Origin of the sequence: Vagococcus lutrae, assembly GCF_003987555.1 — a bacterium.
Classification (GTDB): Bacteria; Bacillota; Bacilli; order Lactobacillales; family Vagococcaceae; genus Vagococcus_A; species Vagococcus_A lutrae.
The window spans coordinates 33563-51834 of sequence record NZ_NGJW01000008.1 but is presented as its reverse complement, the minus strand read 5'-3'; the positions used below and the strand labels follow the sequence as shown (position 1 = coordinate 51834).

The 18272-nt window shown below is 36.1% G+C and carries 18 protein-coding genes; 13 read left to right on the top strand and 5 right to left on the bottom strand.

Annotated features, from left to right (window positions below; genetic code table 11):
* Positions 1-11 precede the first annotated feature (11 nt).
* The gene (locus tag CBF33_RS06775) at positions 12-356 is read left to right on the top strand and encodes a DsrE family protein (RefSeq protein ID WP_023606577.1); all 345 of its coding nucleotides are present in this window, start codon (positions 12-14) and stop codon (positions 354-356) included.
* A 38-nt stretch (positions 357-394) separates the two neighbouring features.
* Here the strand turns inward: CBF33_RS06775 and CBF33_RS06770 are convergent, their stop codons facing one another.
* A complete protein-coding gene (locus tag CBF33_RS06770; protein WP_023606576.1) occupies positions 395-3097 on the bottom strand; it encodes a YhgE/Pip domain-containing protein in 2703 nt (900 codons plus the stop codon).
* 15 nt (positions 3098-3112) lie between these two features.
* A complete protein-coding gene (locus CBF33_RS06765; RefSeq protein WP_126762744.1) occupies positions 3113-3586 on the bottom strand; it encodes an Rrf2 family transcriptional regulator in 474 nt (157 codons plus the stop codon).
* 147 nt (positions 3587-3733) lie between these two features.
* Between CBF33_RS06765 and treR the strand changes: the two genes are divergently transcribed.
* The gene (gene treR, locus CBF33_RS06760; protein WP_023606574.1) at positions 3734-4444 is read left to right on the top strand and encodes a trehalose operon repressor; all 711 of its coding nucleotides are present in this window, start codon (positions 3734-3736) and stop codon (positions 4442-4444) included.
* 69 nt (positions 4445-4513) lie between these two features.
* Here the strand turns inward: treR and treC are convergent, their stop codons facing one another.
* Both treC and treP read right to left on the bottom strand, forming a co-directional pair.
* Positions 4514-6175 (bottom strand): alpha,alpha-phosphotrehalase, encoded by a 1662-nt coding sequence (gene treC, locus CBF33_RS06755; protein ID WP_126762742.1) that lies wholly within the window; start codon positions 6173-6175, stop codon positions 4514-4516.
* A 17-nt stretch (positions 6176-6192) separates the two neighbouring features.
* Positions 6193-7620 carry a PTS system trehalose-specific EIIBC component gene (gene treP / locus CBF33_RS06750; RefSeq protein WP_126762740.1) on the bottom strand — a complete coding sequence of 476 codons (1428 nt, stop codon included), beginning with the start codon at positions 7618-7620 and terminating at the stop codon, positions 6193-6195.
* A 242-nt stretch (positions 7621-7862) separates the two neighbouring features.
* Here treP and CBF33_RS06745 point away from each other — a divergent pair, with 242 nt between their 5' ends.
* The 6 genes from CBF33_RS06745 (at position 7863) to CBF33_RS06720 (ending at position 12450) form a co-directional block, all read left to right on the top strand.
* Positions 7863-8753: an energy-coupling factor transporter transmembrane component T family protein gene (locus CBF33_RS06745; protein ID WP_126762737.1), complete on the top strand. Its 891-nt coding sequence runs from the start codon at positions 7863-7865 to the stop codon at positions 8751-8753.
* Complete coding sequence (locus tag CBF33_RS06740; protein WP_126762735.1) at positions 8693-10306, top strand: ATP-binding cassette domain-containing protein; 1614 nt, start codon at positions 8693-8695, stop codon at positions 10304-10306. Before CBF33_RS06745 ends, CBF33_RS06740 begins: the two co-directional genes overlap by 61 nt.
* Positions 10303-10971: an ECF transporter S component gene (locus tag CBF33_RS06735; RefSeq protein WP_126762733.1), complete on the top strand. Its 669-nt coding sequence runs from the start codon at positions 10303-10305 to the stop codon at positions 10969-10971. The genes CBF33_RS06740 and CBF33_RS06735 overlap by 4 nt, the downstream gene beginning before the upstream one ends.
* Positions 10972-10986: 15 nt before the next feature.
* Positions 10987-11394, top strand: coding sequence for a DUF4430 domain-containing protein (locus CBF33_RS06730; protein WP_126762731.1), 408 nt, complete (start codon positions 10987-10989; stop codon positions 11392-11394).
* 98 nt (positions 11395-11492) lie between these two features.
* A complete protein-coding gene (locus tag CBF33_RS06725) occupies positions 11493-11861 on the top strand; it encodes a MerR family transcriptional regulator (protein WP_126762728.1) in 369 nt (122 codons plus the stop codon).
* A 4-nt stretch (positions 11862-11865) separates the two neighbouring features.
* Positions 11866-12450, top strand: a complete 585-nt coding sequence (locus CBF33_RS06720; protein ID WP_126762726.1) for a histidine phosphatase family protein — start codon at positions 11866-11868, stop codon at positions 12448-12450.
* Positions 12451-12809: 359 nt separating this feature from the next.
* Here the strand turns inward: CBF33_RS06720 and CBF33_RS06715 are convergent, their stop codons facing one another.
* Positions 12810-13496, bottom strand: coding sequence for a cyclic nucleotide-binding domain-containing protein (locus tag CBF33_RS06715; RefSeq protein WP_126762724.1), 687 nt, complete (start codon positions 13494-13496; stop codon positions 12810-12812).
* A 402-nt stretch (positions 13497-13898) separates the two neighbouring features.
* Here CBF33_RS06715 and CBF33_RS06710 point away from each other — a divergent pair, with 402 nt between their 5' ends.
* From CBF33_RS06710 to CBF33_RS06690, 5 genes are all read left to right on the top strand, one after another.
* Positions 13899-14828 (top strand): phosphate/phosphite/phosphonate ABC transporter substrate-binding protein, encoded by a 930-nt coding sequence (locus tag CBF33_RS06710; RefSeq protein WP_126762722.1) that lies wholly within the window; start codon positions 13899-13901, stop codon positions 14826-14828.
* A 69-nt stretch (positions 14829-14897) separates the two neighbouring features.
* Positions 14898-15671, top strand: coding sequence for a phosphonate ABC transporter ATP-binding protein (phnC, locus tag CBF33_RS06705; RefSeq protein ID WP_126762720.1), 774 nt, complete (start codon positions 14898-14900; stop codon positions 15669-15671).
* Positions 15661-16440, top strand: coding sequence for a phosphonate ABC transporter, permease protein PhnE (gene phnE / locus CBF33_RS06700; protein WP_126762718.1), 780 nt, complete (start codon positions 15661-15663; stop codon positions 16438-16440). The genes phnC and phnE overlap by 11 nt, the downstream gene beginning before the upstream one ends.
* The gene (locus tag CBF33_RS06695; RefSeq protein WP_126762716.1) at positions 16437-17219 is read left to right on the top strand and encodes a PhnE/PtxC family ABC transporter permease; all 783 of its coding nucleotides are present in this window, start codon (positions 16437-16439) and stop codon (positions 17217-17219) included. Before phnE ends, CBF33_RS06695 begins: the two co-directional genes overlap by 4 nt.
* Positions 17220-18029, top strand: coding sequence for a metallophosphoesterase family protein (locus tag CBF33_RS06690; protein WP_126762714.1), 810 nt, complete (start codon positions 17220-17222; stop codon positions 18027-18029).
* The last annotated feature ends 243 nt before the right edge of the window (positions 18030-18272 follow it).

The following is an 18272-nucleotide window of genomic DNA, read 5'->3' as shown; positions in this document are numbered from 1 at the left end:
AGTGAGTATAGATGAACGTCATATTCCATATTGATGAGCAAGAGAAATGGCCATTAGTTCTGGCTAACGTCCAAAACTTTGCTAATGAGATGACATCACGAGCAGCGACATATCATATTCTGATTTTAGCGAATGGACCGGCAGTACGCTTTTTAGAGAGTAAAGAGACTGTCGACAAAGTCAAGGCTGTTTTAGATGAATCGCGTGTGGCGTTATTACTTTGCCGTAACGCTTTAAAAGGACATGCTTTACTCGAACATGCTAATTTAAAGACCATTACGCACGAAGTCGTACCGGCAGGAGTTGTCGCATTAGCAGAAAAGCAACAGGAAGGCTATGCTTACATTCGCCCATAATAAAAAAAGTTATTCCAATTTTGGAATAACTTTTTTTGTTAGTGAAGGATATGACCTTCTTGTAATTTTTCATTTAGTTTTTTCGTAAAGCCTCTTACTTCAGGGAAGAATAAGACACCTAGTAAGAAGAAGGCAATACCGAAAATGAGTAAAATAACCATGGCTTTAATCGTGTTTGGCCAATAGATGCCTCCGACTGATTCACGTAGTAAGTTAACGGCATGGGTAAATGGTAGAAACGGATGAATGAACTGGAAGAATTTACCAGACATTTCAATTGGATAGTTACCACCACCACCGGAAATTGAAAGCACGAGAATAATGACGGCTGCCCCTTTACCTAAGTTGCCAAGCAAGGCGACAAGTACATAAACCATCATCATAAAGACAAATGCGATAAATAATGCGAACAATACATTATACACAGGGTTAAATGCATACGTACCTAATAACCACAAGTTTCCACATGCTACAATCAATGCTTGGAAAAAGGCAACAGTTTGGAATGTAAGCATACGAGCTAAAAACTGTTGACGTTTGCTGTAACGTTTTTGGTCATCTTTTGATAAATGGAAATCGGTTGTTGCGATACTTGAAAATAGTACAGCACCGACCCATAAACATAGCGCTGTATAGAAAGGTGCGCTGGCAGAACCGTTATTTGGTACTGGGTAGACATCGTGTTGATTAATCATGACCGGATTGGCGATAAAATCACTTTCTGATTGAGCATCGGATTTAAGAAGTTTGATTAATTCTGCTAAATCGACATCTTTTTGACCCTCGCGGATAAAGCCTGCTGCTTTATGAATACCGCTCTTGATATTAGGCCAATCATTTTGGATTAACGTCGTGGCTGAAGCTAAAGCTTTTTCAACTTCTGGGACTTTTTCATCCACCAACTTCATCGTTTTGTTTAAATCTTTTTTGACGCCTGGCCAGTCATTTTTAACAAAATTAGCTGCTAAGGCTAGTTTCTTTTCCGCTTCAGGTAAGTCATTTTCATACATAGCGACGGCTTTATTAATGCCATTAACGATTTTGTCCATGTTGCCATTTAACATGAGATTGGCATCATGAATTTCTTTCTTGATAGCAGGTAATTCTTTTTGGTATTTTTCGAGTACAGGAATCGTCTCTTCTACAAGGACTTTCGTATTACTTAGTAAAGAAGAAATATTATCAATAATGTTTTCATCAATTATTTCACCTGTGATAGATTGTCCCTCATTAATAATGTTAATAACTGCTTGTAAGTCTTTCTTTAAAGTACTGATTAATTCAGGACTTATGATTTTTTCCACAGTATTTCTTACATCTTTTATGGCATTGATATACGGTGTGAAATCAGGATCAGTGATAGAACCATCTCTAATACCATTAGCGGTATTAGTTAAATCAGTAGCTATTGATTTTAAACGATTGCTTTTATTTCTTAAATCCTGAATCTTAGCATCAAATTTATCTGTATTGATAATATGACTCAAAGCTTCTAAAATGTTTGCATTTGTATCAATCAACTTAGCTTGTTTACTTAATACATTAGCGATTGAAGAAAGGACATTGGCAATTTCATCTTTATTTTGTTCAATAATTTTAATATCTTGTAAATCTTCTAGTTCTTTAATAACACTATCTAATGTATTGATAATAAGAGTACCAGTTGTCTGAACGGTATTGGCAATTTCATCAAATTCTGTTGGCCAGTTTTCCGCTTGCTTGTTCAAATCTTGCAGTAATTGGTTGGAATCTTTTGTTAATTGAGCTACCTTAGGCATGATTTTTATCAGATTATCAATTATAACAAGGCTGTTTTTAGCTTCAGTAATTGCTTTGTTCATACCTTCTTCCACTTGCTCAAAATCTTCATCGACCATAGCAATTTGTCGGCCTGCGTCTTGTATTTCTGGAATTTTGTCTTGCAAGTCATAGACGATTTTCCCTTGTTTTTTAATCTCTGGCATTTTGTCATTTAACTCTACGATTTTCCCACCGAGTTTATCAACTTCTGGAATGTAATCCATCACTTCATGTGCTTTATCAATTTTCTTCTTATATTCAGGGAAATCTTGGTTGAGTTGTACGACCTTTTGAGCATAGCCGTCAATATTATCAAGATTGTCATCTAATGTTAAAATTTTGCTGCTAATTTTGTTAATAGTCACAAGGTTACTATCTAAATCGTACCCGATGTCATTGAATACTTTTAATAACGTATCACTGACTGTTGCGACAAACTCTGTTGAGATGGTGTCTTTGATACCAGCTGCCCCTTTATCTGTAATCTTAGGTGCAATGGCGTTGATTTTTTGGTTGACGGAGTATTCAATTTTAGGCTTTTGAATATCTCCGCTGACAAAGCTGACGAGGTTTTCAGAGAAATCTTTCGGTAGGTAAATTCCTCCGTAATATTTTCCGCTTTGAACGCCTTTATCTAGCTCAGATTTAGACTTAACGAATTGCCAACCTACCTTATCATTATCTTTCAAGCCATCGATAATTTTATCCCCAATATTGACTGTTTGACCTAGTACTTCGGCAGTTTCATCGTCCGAATAAACAGCAATCGCGATATCTTTTGTATTTGAGTAGGGATCCCATAGTGCCGCAATGTTAAACCATGCGTAAAGTGATGGGATAATCATCAAGGCGATAATTAGTAAAAAAGTTAATTTGTTATCATAAATACGTCGCCAATCTAACTTATATAGTTCGAAGACGTTTTTAAATTTTTGCTTCATAGCACTCACTCCTTATCAATGTTCTAAGTTCCAATCATGCACTGGAAAGGTTTCATAACCTTGAAAAACTTTTGTAAAAACGTCTGCTACGGATATGTTTGCTAAAGAGTTTTTCCAAGACTCATCAGCTTGTGTAAAAAAATTAGCGATAACATAGTGGCCGTTTTGTGCTTCTTCATCAAATTCAGCAAACGCCTGTTTGAGTACCCCAATATCTGGGAAAGAATGAAACGGTCCTTCAATAGCTTTCACGACATCATAAAGCGAGATATCGTGTAATGCCTTGTTCAATTGGAAACCACCACTGTTTCCTGAAACGCTAGAGACAATTTCCGCTACGACTAATTTCCGTAATAGTTTTTTTATGTAAGACTGTGAAACAGATAGTTTACGATAAATTGTTTCAGATGAGACAAGAGTCTCATGCGATTGTGTCGCAAGTATGGCGACAATCGCGACGGCTTGTTCGGTCGCATTAGTTAATTTCATTTAAATCACTCCATTAATAATAGGTCACAAATCATTATAGATTTTTTTTATCTATGATGCAACCAATTCGACCACTTTTTTAAAATTTTAAGGAACCTTAATAGTATGGTACGATAGAGAGGAAAAAAAGAGGATGAGGTTGGGGTTATGAATAAATTTAATTTAATTTTTAAAGACTTAGAAGAAAAAATAAGACAGGGAATTTATCAAGAAGGAGACTTACTTCCTAGTGAAAATGAACTGACCAAAACGTATGATGTTTCCAGAGAAACAGTTCGTAAAGCCTTGAATCTCTTATTAGAACACGGTTATATTCAAAAACAGCAAGGGAAAGGGTCTATCGTCTTACCGACTGGTCAATATCAATTTCCTGTTTCTGGATTAACAAGTTATAAAGAACTTGAACGCTCACAAGGGATTAAAGGAAACACAAAAGTAATAGTGAACGACTATCTTTCTTTTCCAGATGTGTTAAGAGAAGAAAGTGATATGCCTGAGGTGGCAGAAGTTCAGTATATTTTAAGAGAACGCTTAGTGAATGGTGAGGTCTTAATTTTAGATAAAGATTATTTTGATCCTGCGATTGTCCCACACATTCCAACAGAAGTAGCAGAAGACTCTATTTATGCCTATCTTGAAGGAGTACATCATTTAGATATAAGTTACGCTAAAAAAACGATTACGGTAGAGCCGGCTACAACGGAGGATAAAGAGTTAATGCAGTTGCAAGAGCCTTTTGTCGTCGTTGTTCGAAGTGATGTCTATCTAGATGATACGCGTCTGTTTCAACACACAGAGTCAAGACATCGCCTAGACCGATTTAAATTTGTAGAATTTGCACGTCGTCGAAATGTATAGTCGTTTATCACCATATAATAGTAGAAAACAGCTCACGCCTTTTGTCAAAAAGGAAGTGAGCTGTTTCTGTTAAGCGAGATAAAGTGCTAGTGTTTCATAAGGTTCTAGTGTCATCTCTTTTGTAAGTGGTCGTTTTGTACCATTTCCAATGAGCCACGTTGTATGGTCATTCAGATAATCATCAGGCAATGTAATAGTCGCTTCTACATCTTGATAGTTATTAAGCACAAGAAGGCGTTCAGACTCATAAGTGCGTTCATAGGCCATAATTTCCGGATGCTCTAACTGATAAGCTTCATAGGAGCCGTGTGAAATCACACGATAATCTTTACGTAATTGTATTAATTGTTGATAGAAATAAAAGACTGAGTCAGGTTCGTTTAAAGACTGCTCAACGTGAATGCTTTCAGCACTTTTTCCTACACTTAGCCAAGGTTTTTCGTTAGAGAAACCTGCATGTTTTCCACCATTCCACTGCATTGGTGTCCGCCCATTATCACGTGATTTAGCACGTAGCATTCGTAAAGCTTTTTCCTCAGAAAGTCCGTCATCGCGTAATTGCTGATAGGCATTGTGGGACTCAACATCTTGATAGTCTTCTAGCGAATCAAATTCTGGATTAATCATTCCGATTTCTTCACCTTGATAAATGTAAGGAGTACCGCGCAATAAGTGCATACTCGCTGCTAACATCTTAGCTGACTTTTCACGATAGCGCCCAGTATCGCCAAAACGATTTAGCGCGCGTGGTTGGTCGTGATTATTCCAAAAAAGTGCATTCCAGCCGTTACCGTCGTTCATTCCTTTTTGCCATTCATGTAAAATCTGTTTTAATGCCATAAAGTCATAAGGCATATCCGTCCATTTTTCTCCATTTTCATAATCTACTTTTAGATGATGAAAACTAAAGACCATTGAAAGCTCTTGGCGGTCTGGTTGTGAATAGAGAATCCCTTGGTCGACTGTCGTGGAGGACATTTCCCCTACCGTGATAATGCCGTCATGTTGACCAAATGAAGCTTGATTCATTTCATGTAGATAATCATGAACGATTGGTCGATCGGTGTAAAGCAATTTATCATTTTCGCCAGGAAGAGCATCACGTAGCTCTTTATCTTTTCCTATAAGATTAATAACATCAAAACGAAAACCTTTAACGCCTTTGTCTAACCAAAAATTAACGACGTCATAAAGTTTTTTGCGTACAGATTCGTGACGCCAATTTAAGTCGGCTTGTGACGGGTCAAAGAGATGTAAGTAATAATCACCAGTATCGCCAAAAGGTGCCCAGACTGGCCCTGAGAATTTTGATTCCCAATTAGTTGGCAAGGAACCGTCAGTTTTTAAAGGATGACGAATATAAAAATCTTGGTATTCTGGAACGCCCGCTAACGCTTTTTGAAACCATTCATGCTCTGTCGACGTGTGATTAAAGACCATATCAAACATGATATCAATATTGACTGCCTTTAGCTTTGCGACTAACTCTTCAAAATCAGCCATTGTGCCAAATAGGGGGTCAATCTTACAGTAATCAGATACGTCATATCCATTATCTTTTTGAGGTGACGGGAAAATCGGATTTAACCAAATCATATCGATTCCTAATTCGTTTAAATACGGTATTTTTTCTATAATACCACGTAAATCACCAATCCCGTCGCCGTCACTGTCGCGAAAAGATTTTGGATAGATTTGATAAATTACTTTTTGTTTAAAATCTAAAGTCACATTAAAACTCCTTTATATTAGTGTGCTGTTTTAGTAAATAAATTTTTCTTGTTAAATAAAATAGTTAATAGGAATGGTACAACAATCACAATGACCATACATAGAGCGAACCATATAACAGATTGAGGTTGAATAGAAATAATTCCCGGTAAGCCACCGACACCGATCGAGTTAGCGGTTACTTTCGTAAGCGTTGCGACTAAGCCCGCGACAGATGAACCAATCATAGCTGCGACGAAAGGATAAACATATTTTAAATTAATCCCAAACATTGCAGGTTCGGTAACACCGAGATAAGCAGAAATCATTGCGGGAATGGATACTTGTTCTTCTTCCTTGTTACCCCAATGTAAGTAGATGATTCCTAGAATAGCAGAACCTTGTGCGATGTTAGAAAGAGCAATCATCGGCCAAAGATTAGTACCGCCAAAGTCTGCAATCAATTGTAAATCAATGGCATTACTCATATGGTGTAAACCAGTGATAACCAGTGGTGCATATAGGAAACCAAAAATAGCACCGAATAACCAATTGAACGTACTTTCTAAACCAGCGTTAACAATAGAAGAAATAAATGATCCAATCTTCCAACCAATTGGTCCAAGAATTACGTGTGCTGCCATAATAGCAGGAATAAGAGCAAAGAATGGCACTAGAATCATTGAAACAGCGTTTGGAATAACTTTTCGCAGCCAGATTTCCAAGTAAGCTAAGACGAAGCCGGCAAGCATTGCTGGAATTACTTGCGCTTGATATCCAATCATATCAATTTGAAAAGCACCGAAATCCCATTGTGGAATATCACCTGCGGCAGCTCCTGAAACGCCATACGCATTTAATAATTGAGGTGATACTAAGGTAATCCCGAGAACGATTCCTAAAATTTGTGTCGTTCCCATTTTTTTAGCGATACTCCAAGTAATTCCGACTGGTAAGAAATGGAAAATCGCTTCACCTGGTAGCCATAAGAAAGCATTGACACCACTCCAGAAAGGATAGACATCGACAATCGTTTGATTGTTTAAAGCTTCAAAGGGAACGCCTTCTAGAATATTTCTAAACCCTAAGATTAACCCTCCAACGACAAGGGCAGGAATAAGCGGACTAAAAATTTCTGCTAAAACCGCCATAGCACGTTGTAGTGGATTCATATTTTTCTTTGCTGCCACTTTAGCCGCATCTTTTGATACGCCGTCTTTACCTGAAAGTGCTATAAAATCATTGTAAAACTCTGCAACATCATTTCCAATAATGACTTGAAACTGGCCCGCTTGAGTAAATGTCCCTTTAACAGCTGGAATTTTTTCTATTGCTTGCTCGTTGGCAATGCTTGGATCTTCTAAGACAAAGCGCATACGTGTCACACAGTGTGTTACCGCTGAAATATTTTCTGTCCCTCCAACTAAATCGAGCAACTGCTGTGCATCGTTTTTAAATTTTCCCATTTTAATTCCTCCAAAATTTTATTACTTGTATATACAAGTCGAGATAAGTGTAAACCTTTTCTTAAAAGAATGCAAGCGATTTAATTTTTTAGCATGTAAACACAGATAAAATATTTTTCATTTATCGAAAATAATCGAAACTATGATAAAGTAATAAGAGCATGAAAAAGAAGGAGAGAGGTGTGATGAATAGACATCCTTTTATTATATTATCTTTTTACCTCACCGTGTTGAGTCTTTTGATGACAATCACGCATCCCGTTTGGCGTTTAGTCGCTTGGTTGGTAAGTTTGTTATTAATAAAAGTGACAAACCATGATCGAGATCATTTAAAAAAACTATGTCAATGGCAACTAGGATTGATTATCGTGAGTAGCTTAAGTAATTTTCTATTCATTCGTCAAGGTTTGACAGTTCTTTGGCGACCGACTGTTCATATCGGTCATCACAGTATTTCTTTCCCATTATCGCTAGAAGCTGCGCTTTACGGACTGTTTTTTGGTGTGATGATGGCAGCCATGTTAAATTGGTTTTATCTATTCAGCCAAGCGTTAAGCAGTCGTGATATTGTGTTTCTTTTTGGCAAACGATTACCAATGTTTTCTTTTTTATTAACGCTAAGCCTCCGACTAGTTCATCGATTTAATGCACTACTCATCGAGATTCAATACGCATTAGATGGTTTGGGTGCTAGTAACCGACCACCACGGTCTTTTAAAGCGCGACTCTATCCCTATCAGCAAAAATGGTTGAAAGTTTGGGATGTAGGTTTTGCAGAAAGCCTAGGTTTGGCTAATGCTTTAGAGGAAAAATGTTTAGATTTTCAAAAGCGACGACCTTATACGACTTATCGCTGGCGTTTTCAGGAATACGCTGAATTAGGCTTATTAATTATGATAGTGGTAGCACTGAGCTATGGTGCGCGTCAAGGTGTGATGACTTTTTATTATTATCCTAAACTCACGTGGGCTATCATCCTTCGACGGTTTAGTATGGCGCAAGTCTATTGGTTAGCGTTTGCCACACTGTATGTGTCACTTCCACTTTTAACCTTAGGAAAGGAGCGTTTAAAATGGCAATTATTCACATTGAAACTCTCTCGTTTCAGTATAAAGAATCCAAGACAAAATTAGTGAGCCAGCTAGACGCTGCAATCGAGAAAAACACGTGGACTACCGTGGTAGGAGCGGTAGGAGTGGGGAAGACAACCTTGTTACGCTTGTTGAAAAGAAATCGTCAGCCTAAAGGTGATTTGTCAGGTCGGATAACAGCGGACGAGGATTTAGTGATCGCGTATCTTCCTGAAAATCCAGACGGACAGTTTGTGACAGAAGATGTGTGGAGTGAGTTAGTCTTTCCTTTAGAAAATCTAGGTCTATCAGCCAGTGAAATTGATTGGCGTGTCGGAGAAATGGTTCACTTTATGGGCATTTCGTCTTGGCTATCTCGTTCGCTCTCGTCGCTATCTGCTGGACAAAAACAATTAGTTCAACTGATGGCCTGCTTGATAACACGACCAGACGTCCTTATATTAGATAATCCTTTAACGTATCTTGATGACATTATACGTCGCCGTTATTTAGATTTATTAAGTGAGATACAGGCAGTCACGTCGCTGACGATTATAATGAGTACACATGATATCTCCCAAGTAATGGCTAAAAGCGATGCGTTTATCTGGTTAAAAGAAAACGAGAAAACCGTTTATTTAAATCGTCAAGAATTTATAAAATCCGTATATCACTCTTCGTCAGACGCAGCCTTTCAGTTACCGATTCCTTTAACTATGGCTCGACGATTAAGATACGAAGAAATAGGAGAACTTTCGCTCAAAGAAACACGCCACTGGCTAGAGAGAGATTCAGTGGTAGTTGAAGGATGTTCGCACCCCTATCAACAAGACTTTGAAACAGGTCATCCTGTTCTGATACAGTTGAAGGACGCTATATTTCGTTATGAACGAACAGGCGAGATGATTTTAAACCAAGCAGAGTTAACGATTGAAACAGGTGAGCGCTTGATGTTATTAGGAGCGAATGGTGTCGGAAAAACGACTCTTTTGAAATTGCTAGCTCGTCAGCTACCGCTCTATCAAGGAAGTCTGTCTAGTCCAGCTTTTAAAAAACGCGAATGGCGTCATTTTGTCAAATGGTTACCACAACATGCGTTATATATTTTAACTGAAACCAATGCAGACGCTGAGTATCGGCAATATTTGAATAGTTTAGGCGTTTCTGCCGAGATGATTTCAGCGAAAATTCAAGAGGTTGTGACTAAATTAAAGTTAAATACGATGATGAGCCGACCGTATTATCAACTAAGTGCTGGACAGCAACAGTTGATTGCACTGGGGAAATTAATGTTAAGCCAACCTAAATTGCTTCTACTAGACGAACCCACACAACATTTGGATGAACATGAAAAACACCGTCTTGGTCAAATATTACGCCAGTTATCGAGTGAAGGAGTGACGATTGTTATCGCAACGCATGACCGTGAGTTTGCGGCGCTATATGGTAGCAGTTGTTGTATGATGTTTCATGGAAAATTAACACAAAAAGAAAATCCAGTCACTTTCTTTTCGAAGCATTATTTTTATCGAACGCCGATTGCGTCATTATTGCGTGACTATGCCGACGAGGTAGTCGTCCCCGAGCAGTTAGAAACACAGGGGCAAAATTTATGAAGAAGTATTTAAAATGGGGTATCTATGTAGGGCTGTTATTCGGCGCTTATAGTTTAAGTCAAACTTATGCAGCATATGGGTTTTACTTAGGGGTATTGACCACGCTATATATTGTAATAAAAGAGTTCGAACAGCGTTTCTTGTCATTGAATCAATTAGTCGTCATGGCGATGATGATTGCGATGGGAACAATCGGACGTTTAATCTTTTTCTTTATACCGGGTGTTAATCCTATGTCAGCGATAGTGATATTAACGAGTTTATATTTAGGTCGAAAAGAAGGTATGATAGTCGGATTAATGTTACCTTTTGTTTCAAATTTCTTCTTTACACAGGGACCTTGGACGCCATTTCAAATGTTAGCCATGCTTATCATTGGTGGATTAGCGGGACAACCTTTTGTTGCGAAGCTTGTCAAGCAATCTTTTCTTTGTTTGAGCCTACTAGCAGTCTTTTCGGGCGTCGGTTATTCTTTACTAATGGATATATGGACGACACTATCCATTGACGGTTATTTTTCTTTTTATCGTTATTTTATATTGATAGGACAGGCGTTACCATTTACAATAAAGTATAGTATCAGTAACATTATATTTTTAAAAGTATTACAAAAACCGTTAGCCGAACGTTTCATATACATACGTGACGAGCTAATTGAAAAATAAAAAGGACGTGTTGAGATGAAAAAGAAATGGTTAGTAGTCGGGATGACTTGCGTAACATCGTTGGTGCTAGTAGCTTGCACACCAGCTAGTCAAACTTCAGAGGAAAGTAAGCAAACAGCAGTTTCAGAAGTGAGTCAAGCGGAATTTACACTGGAGTTGAAAGAAGATGGGGAAACATTTTCAAATGAAACTTTAGTTATCAAAGAAGGAGAAAGTCTCATGTCACTAATGTCAGAACAACATGATATTGGTGAAGAAAACGGCATGATTATGGAAATCGATGGACATAAGAGTGATAGTCAAGCGGATAAATACTGGCTGTATGAAGTCAACGGTGAAATGCCTGATGTTGGAGCAAATGAGTATTTTCCTCAAAAAGATGACAAAATTGTGTGGGAATTAAAAGAATTGGAAATAGAATAGCTAAAAAAGTGTCTTGTTTAAGGCACTTTTTTTTAGTCTTGACCTAGAGTCAACTCCAAGTGTTACAATCAAGTAAATAGAAAGAAAGATGTGATGAAATGAAGATTAGCGAAGTCAGCGAACAGTATGACATGAGTGCGGACACGCTACGTTATTATGAAAAAATTGGACTGATTCCACCTGTCCCTAAAATTAGCGGTCAGCGCGTCTATGATGAAAATAGTTTAGAACATTTGACTTTCATTCAATGTATGAAAACATCGGGTTTGACATTAGCTGAGATCAAGCAATACCAAACTTGGTTTCGTGAAGGAGATGCGACACTTTTGCAACGATTAGAATTACTAGAAGCGCATTATGAGCAGTCGCAACAACGTTTAAAAAAATTACAAGAATCTATAGACTATGTCGCCTATAAGATTGATTTGACGAAACAAAATTTAACTCGTTATGAAGGAAAGGAGTAATAGTATGACGCAAGTATTATATTTAATGCGACACGGACAGACACTCTTTAATCAACGGAGAAAAATTCAAGGCGCGTGTGATTCACCCTTAACGCAACTAGGGAGAGAACAGGCGCAAGCTGCGAGCGATTACTTTAAAGCACAAGGAATTCAATTTGATTACGTTTATAGTTCGACACAAGAACGTGCGTGTGACACAGCTGAAATTGTCACCAATAACCAATCCTATGAGCGCTTAAAAGGGTTAAAAGAGTGGAACTTTGGTTTGTTTGAGGGAGAGAGTGAAGATTTGAATCCGCCACGTGATGAAACACGCCACTCTTACGGTGACTATTTTTTAGATTATGGTGGCGAATCGGATTTGCAAGTCCAAGCTAGAATGACGGCGTGTTTGACAGAAGTGATGAATCGCTCACACCATCAAGAGGTTTTAGCCGTTAGTCATGGTGGTGCTGTCTTTATGTTTACGCAACAGTGGTTAGAATGGGAAAAAGTGGCACAGATTCAATTTACCAATTGTTGCATTTTAAAATTCACTTATGAAGCAGGACGCTTTGAATTTGTTGACGTGATTCATCCAGTCAGCTAATAATATAAGGTATGTAATATTAGATAGTTATTGAAATAAGAGTGATAATGGATTCATGTTAAACCAGGGGGGATGGTAAATAATATAAAAAGATTTGAGGATTTTTAAATGAAGCACGGTGCTAATATAAGCGATATATTATTATAAAATAAATTTTTATAGATAAGAATATACTAGGTTCTTTTTTGATAACTACTATTATCTTAATTCTTCATAGATGTACACGAGAGGTTGATAGAATTTTAAAGAAATGATTTTAAAAATCTAGGAATGGTTCTACTTATTTACTTTAATTCAATCGTAATCTGTTAATAAAAAATAAAAGGACTGATGGATCATTTTTATATTCATCAGTCCTTTTAAACTATAGAGTCATTCTTTTTGATAGATGATATATTTTCAGCAATTTCTCTTAGCCTTTTTTCGTTTTTAATAAGTAAGTGATTCTTTTGCTTTTCTAAAAGACCTTCTTCTTTAAAATTATTAATGGTTCTAAGAAGGTGTCTATAACTAACATTTAAAATCACCGAACACGTTGTTAATTTGAAAGAAAAAACCTGATTAGATGCGTTTTCTAAAATAAATTTGGCTAATCTTGTTTCGACAGGTTCAGTTAAAGAATTTGCCAATGTAATGTTAGAATTTAAACGATAACTAAGAATCTGGCAGACATTTTGTAAAAAACTAATATCATGTTGTAAAAGAGAACGATACTTTTTTAGATTAATCCCAACACAGATACACTTTGTTTCAGCGATGACATTACTTTTTGGTGTTAACTCCCATAATGAAGAGGCTTCACCGATTAATGAGACCGGCTTACTGCGGTTGATAACAATCTGTTGAGTATCAGAAGAATAAACCCTGACAGTACCTTCAACTAAAAAGTATAAATAGTTAGAAGGATTGTCTAGATGAATAAGAGCTTCGTTTTTTTCAAAGGTGTGAAGGTTAGAAATAGGGATTAAATCATTATCTAAATACGATTGTAAGCTACAGGTTTCAATATAGTTTTTTAAACGTAAGGGATCTGAAATTATTTTCATTAGTTTTCAAACCTCCTATCTTTTAGAATTAAATTTATTATAGCTCAGAATAGATTTAGGTACAATCCGAACCATACGACTAACATATTGTCCTATTCACTCACAAGTGAGTGTTTTTATTATTCGCTATAGATTTCCGGGTAGTAGAAAAAAGAACAATACAGCAGTACTGAACTCCAATAATTCACTAGGAATTTAACATGCGTTTCATCAATAAGTACTTCTTATAATTCTAATAAAACTGACTCGATAAATGCTTCATAGTTTTGTATGTAAACTATATGTAAAATGAATGTAAAACCTAGGTAAAACTGCAATAAATGTGACGTATGTCATTTTAAAAAAAGAGAAATCTTGTTATTCTGTAAATGTAACATAACGATATTTCCATAGGAGGAGAAAATGAGTTTTAAAAAATTAGCAATAGTAGCACTAAGTCTATTAACAGTTGGTTTATTAGCTAGTTGTGGGGTAGAAACTAACAAGAAGGATACTGAAAGTACTAAAAAAGAAAGCCTAGCCGTTCAATTTGTACCAACAAATAATGATGGTTCAATGGAAGCTAAAGCCAAACCCTTTGCTGAGTATTTATCAAAAGCGTTAGACAAAGAAGTGACAGTAACCTTAGCAACAGATTATTCAACCATTGTAGAAGCAATGGCGTCTGGTCAAGTTGATATTGGGATTATGCCACCAGCAGCTTATGTACAAGCAAGAGACATAAACGCTGCAGAAGCTCTTCTTACTTCTCAAATTGGAGATATGGATTTAGAAACAGGTTTACCAATCGATGGTAAGTTAACCAATACATTTAAAGGTGAAGTTTTAGTTAAAGCAGATAGTGATATTATGGAATTGGAAGACTTAAAAGGCAAAAAAATTGCGACACTAAGTCCAAATTCCGCGAGTGGTTATATTTATCCAGTAGCTGAAATGAGACACGCTGGTGTTGACCCGACAATAGAATCAACTTTAACAACAGTTAATGATATTCCGAGTGAAATAACAGCAGTTTTAAACGGTCAAATGGATGCAGCGTTTGTATTTGAGGGAGCAAGAAATGTTTTTGCTTCAGCATTTGTGGATAAAGATTTGTTTAAAGAATTACGTGTTTTATACTTAACTGAAGGAGATATTCCAAATGATGCTATAGCTGTACAGCCATCAATGGATGCCAAATTAAAAGAACAAGTTAAAGAAGCGTTCTTAAAAATGAAAGATGACGAAAAAGGTGCTGAAGCAATGACTTTGTGGAGCCATAAAGGATATGAAGAATCAGCTGAATCAGCTTATGACACGATTCATGAATACATAGAAAAAGCATCAGAATAAAAAGACTAAACAAAGAGCCACGGACACTTTTTCGTTCATGGCTCTTTATATAAAGAAATGGGTGATAAAATGATTGTTTTTGAAAATGTCTCAAAAACCTATCCTAATGGAGTAAAAGGACTTCGAAATATTAATTTGAGAATTAATAAAGGAGAATTTGTATCTATTATTGGATTAAGTGGAGCTGGGAAAAGCACCTTACTGCGTGCTGTTAATCGTTTAGAGTCTATTACAACAGGTGAGATTAAAGTAAACAATCGTTCGATTACGTGTGCGAGTAAAAAAGAATTGCGAGAAATAAGACGAGAAATCGGCTTGATTTCACAACATTTTAATCTGATTAAAAGAAGTACCGTCCAAAAAAATGTCTTATCAGGTCGTTTAGGTTATTACGGTACACTTAAAAGTATTTTGGGTTTATTTACAAAAGAAGATTATGAGCGAACTGTTAATGCTTTAACAAATGTTGGTCTGTTAGATAAATTGCATGCAAGAAGTGATGAATTAAGTGGTGGACAACAACAGCGTGTGCTGATTGCAAGAGCATTAGTTCAGCAAGCACCATTGATTTTGGCTGATGAACCTGTTTCATCACTAGATCCTATCACAACACAAAAAGTGATGGATGATTTGAAAGAAATCAATCAGACTTTAAATAAAACTATTTTAATCAATTTACACTCAATTTCACTTGCTAGAGATTATTCTACTCGCATAATAGCCTTAAAAGCCGGTGAAATTGTTTTTGATGGCGTGCCAAGTGAGTTGACAGATGAGCGACTCGAAAAAATATATGGACAAAGTATCTTTGATGAAAGGCAAGGGGATATCAGTGAAAATTAAAGATACAGTTCACTTTAAATGGCATAAAAATCTAATAACAATTATTGTATTACTATTATTATTTCAATTCAGTCGGATCATAACAAATGCCGATTTTAAACAAGTCTTTACGAATTCAAATCAAATTGTTGTTTTCTTATCACGATTAATCCACCCAGATTTCGCCTACTTTTCTAAATTAATTGTTCCTCTAATAAAGACTTTACAAATGTCTTTATTAGGAACTTTTCTAGGATTATTAGTAGCAGTCCCTATTAGTTTTTTAGCCACTCCAGTTGTTACAGGAAACAAATACATCTCTGTTGTTTTTAGATCTATTTTAGGAATTATTAGAACTATACCAACTCTTTTACTAGCAGCTCTTTTAGTAGCTGTTTTTGGCATAGGTGAAGCAACTGGTGTCATAACCATTACTATATTCACATTTGGAATGGTTTCTCAATTACTGTTTCAAGCTATTGAAACGATTGATTTTGAACCAATAGAAGCTCAACTTGCAGTCGGATCAACAAGAACACAAATGGCAGTTTGGGCAATTGCACCTCAAGTTTTCAGCCAGTTTGCTAGTTACGCTTTTTACGCCTTTGAAGTCAATGTTAGAGCTTCAACTGTGCTTGGTTATTTAGGAGCAGGTGGCATTGGTGTTATATTAAATTCTTCTATGGCTTTAATGATGTACGAAAGAGTTTCGATTATTATCTTAACTATCTTAGTATCTGTTGTAATTGTTGATAAAATAAGTGGAAAAGTGAGGAGAACACTGGCATGATGATTAACGAGATAAGTAAAAAAACAGTTTTCTTTCTAAGTGTTTTAGGAGTCCTTCTAGCTTATTCAGCAATAAGTATTGACTATTCAGGTTTAAGTACTTTTTCATTATCAATGGGCTTAGATGTTTTAAAAGGACTTAGTCACCCAGATTGGTCTTTTGTCTATGATGGTAGTGGAGAAGATTTAATTAGCTTGCTTTTTTTAACAATGGGTATTGCTTTTTTAGGAACAACAATTGGGACTATACTGGCTATCCCATTTACTTTATTAAGTGCTTTTAACCTGTGGAAAAATTTTGGAGTTGTACCATTTGTAGGTAAATTTATTTTAAATATTTTAAGAGCATTTCCAGAGCTGGTTTTTGCGATTATCTTCGTTAAAGTTGTGGGACCAGGACCATTTGCTGGAGTTATGGCTATTGGTGTTCATCATATTGGTATGTTAGGTAAGTTGTACACTGAAGAATTAGAAGCGATGGATGAAAAATTAATCGAAGAAGCCGAAGCAATAGGAGCTAACTTTTGGCAAACTCTATTTTTTGTTAGAATACCAACCTTGATAGCAATCTACAGCTCACTTTCTTTAAATCACTTTGAAATAGCTGTTCGAAGTGCAGCTACTTTAGGATTGGTTGGAGCTGGTGGAGTCGGGGCGCCACTCATTTTTGCAATCCAAACACGTAGTTGGGAAAAGGTAAGTATTATTTTGTTAGGTGTTATTTTAACTGTATTTACATTAGATTTAATGACAGGAATGATAAGAAGGAAATTGAGATAGATGAATATACTACATATTTCAGATATACATTATTGTCAAAATGATAAGATGGATTCAACAAGATATAAAGGGATGATTTATAAAATGGATAATCCGCTTATTCATTTAGAAAAATGTTTAAAAGAAGCGGAAAAAAAGCGACAAATTGACTTGTTGCTAATTAGTGGGGATCTAACAGAAGATGGTAGTGTTGAAGACTATGTCTACTTAAAAAAATGGTTTAAAGAGCAAGTTCCGGATATAAAAATTATTGTGACACTAGGCAATCATGATATTAAAGAAAATTTTTATAAAGGTTGGCTAGACAAAACGCCCTCTAATGACCCTTATAATCTAGTCGAAACATTTGAAGATTTTTATTTGATTTCATTTGATAGTTCGGTATATGGTTTAGCTGATGGAAGTATGTCAGATGACCAGTTTAATTGGTTAGAAAAACAATTAAATACGTGCAAAGATAAACCAGTTATATTAATGACACACCACCATATACTAAAAAAACAAAGTAGTACTCCTGTTTTACCAGAATCGAACAGATTAATAAATCTAATTAGAGGATACTCCATTTCTTCTTTTGTTAATGGTCATACTCATCATATTTTTAATGGAGATATTCACGGAATTCCTTATTTTACGGTGAATGGAATGTCATTTGTGGGAGAAGACGAGGGAGATGGTTGGGTAAGATTTGAACAAAAGTATGGATATAATATTTACCAGATTGAACATGGTGTGGTTAAAAAACAAATATCTGAAAATTATTTCACAGGAAAAACCATTGCTAGAGTTGATATGAAAAATAATATCTAAAACAGCTCCTTGGCAAAGAGACTTGATAATGCAAAATGAGCTCACATAAAAGCAATCGATATAAACCTTTGCTGACAGGAAGACATTACTGGTGAAGTGGAAGTAACCCACATTCATATCTGTGACTAATCGTTTAACTTGAGCAAAGATTGATATCGTTTGAAATGAGCATATCGTCTCCTGTTTGTTTTTATAGTAAATTAATCATATAGGAGAACGGTATGCTTTTTAATACCTAAAATT

Bases quoted from the DNA above. Each gene is read 5' to 3' on its own strand.
- CBF33_RS06715 (WP_126762724.1), bottom strand. From the start codon at position 13,496: ATGAAAATAATTTCAGATCCCTTACGTTTAAAAAACTATATTGAAACC.
- CBF33_RS06720 (WP_126762726.1), top strand. From the start codon at position 11,866: ATGACGCAAGTATTATATTTAATGCGACACGGACAGACACTCTTTAAT.
- treR (WP_023606574.1), top strand. From the start codon at position 3,734: ATGAATAAATTTAATTTAATTTTTAAAGACTTAGAAGAAAAAATAAGA.
- treP (WP_126762740.1), bottom strand. From the start codon at position 7,620: ATGGGAAAATTTAAAAACGATGCACAGCAGTTGCTCGATTTAGTTGGA.
- CBF33_RS06735 (WP_126762733.1), top strand. From the start codon at position 10,303: ATGAAGAAGTATTTAAAATGGGGTATCTATGTAGGGCTGTTATTCGGC.
- CBF33_RS06740 (WP_126762735.1), top strand. From the start codon at position 8,693: ATGGCAATTATTCACATTGAAACTCTCTCGTTTCAGTATAAAGAATCC.
- CBF33_RS06745 (WP_126762737.1), top strand. From the start codon at position 7,863: ATGACAATCACGCATCCCGTTTGGCGTTTAGTCGCTTGGTTGGTAAGT.
- CBF33_RS06725 (WP_126762728.1), top strand. From the start codon at position 11,493: ATGAAGATTAGCGAAGTCAGCGAACAGTATGACATGAGTGCGGACACG.
- CBF33_RS06770 (WP_023606576.1), bottom strand. From the start codon at position 3,097: ATGAAGCAAAAATTTAAAAACGTCTTCGAACTATATAAGTTAGATTGG.
- CBF33_RS06730 (WP_126762731.1), top strand. From the start codon at position 10,987: ATGAAAAAGAAATGGTTAGTAGTCGGGATGACTTGCGTAACATCGTTG.
- CBF33_RS06775 (WP_023606577.1), top strand. From the start codon at position 12: ATGAACGTCATATTCCATATTGATGAGCAAGAGAAATGGCCATTAGTT.
- phnC (WP_126762720.1), top strand. From the start codon at position 14,898: ATGATTGTTTTTGAAAATGTCTCAAAAACCTATCCTAATGGAGTAAAA.
- CBF33_RS06695 (WP_126762716.1), top strand. From the start codon at position 16,437: ATGATGATTAACGAGATAAGTAAAAAAACAGTTTTCTTTCTAAGTGTT.
- CBF33_RS06765 (WP_126762744.1), bottom strand. From the start codon at position 3,586: ATGAAATTAACTAATGCGACCGAACAAGCCGTCGCGATTGTCGCCATA.
- CBF33_RS06690 (WP_126762714.1), top strand. From the start codon at position 17,220: ATGAATATACTACATATTTCAGATATACATTATTGTCAAAATGATAAG.
- CBF33_RS06710 (WP_126762722.1), top strand. From the start codon at position 13,899: ATGAGTTTTAAAAAATTAGCAATAGTAGCACTAAGTCTATTAACAGTT.